Here is a 790-nt window from a genome sequence, read left to right on the forward strand (position 1 = left end):
CGATCAGCACCCTGGCTTCAGCCAGCGAGTTGAACACCTCGCCGTTCAGCAGTTCATCGCGCAGCTTGCCGTTGAAGCTCTCCACATAGCCGTTCTCCCAGGGGCTGCCGGGCTCGATGAAGGCGGTCGTCGCGCCCACACTGTGGATCCAGCCCTGCACGGCCTTGGCCACGAGCTCAGGGCCATTGTCCGACCGAACATGCGCGGGCGTGCCGCGGGCGATGAACAGGTCCGTCAGCACGTCGATGACATCGAGGGAGTTCAGCTTGCGTGCTACCCGGATCGCCAGGCATTCGCGGGTGAACTCGTCCACCACGTTCAGCATGCGGAGCTTGCGCCCATCACGCGTCCGGTCCTCCACGAAGTCATAGGCCCAGACATGGTGCGGCCGTTCGGGGCGCAGCCGCACGCAGGAACCGTCGTTCAGCCAAAGCCGTCCACGCCTGGGCTGGCGAGCAGGTACCTTCAGTCCCTCACGACGCCAGATCCGCTCCACCCGCTTGTGATTGCAGCGCCAGCCCTCGGCCCGGAGCAGGGCCGTGATCCGGCGATAGCCGTACCGCCCATACTGCCGGGCCAAGCCAATGATCGCCGCCGTCAGCGCCGCGTCGTCGTCCGGGGGAACTGGCACTTGCCGCTGTGTCGAGCGATGCTGGCCCAGCACACGGCAGGCGAAGCGTTCCGAGACGCCCAGTGCCGCTGTGACATGCCCCACTGCCGCCCGGCGGCGTGCGGCGCTCAGAAGTTTCCCGAGGCGGCTTCCTTCAGCACCAGCTTCTCCAGCGTCAGA

1 pseudogene is annotated in these 790 nt (G+C 66.8%); it reads right to left on the reverse strand.

What is annotated here, in order from left to right:
- A pseudogene (locus QMO56_RS26855) lies at positions 1 to 790 on the reverse strand (IS3 family transposase); the annotation flags it as partial.

It is taken from the genome of Roseomonas sp. E05, assembly GCF_030063475.1.
Classification (GTDB): Bacteria; Pseudomonadota; Alphaproteobacteria; order Acetobacterales; family Acetobacteraceae; genus Pseudoroseomonas.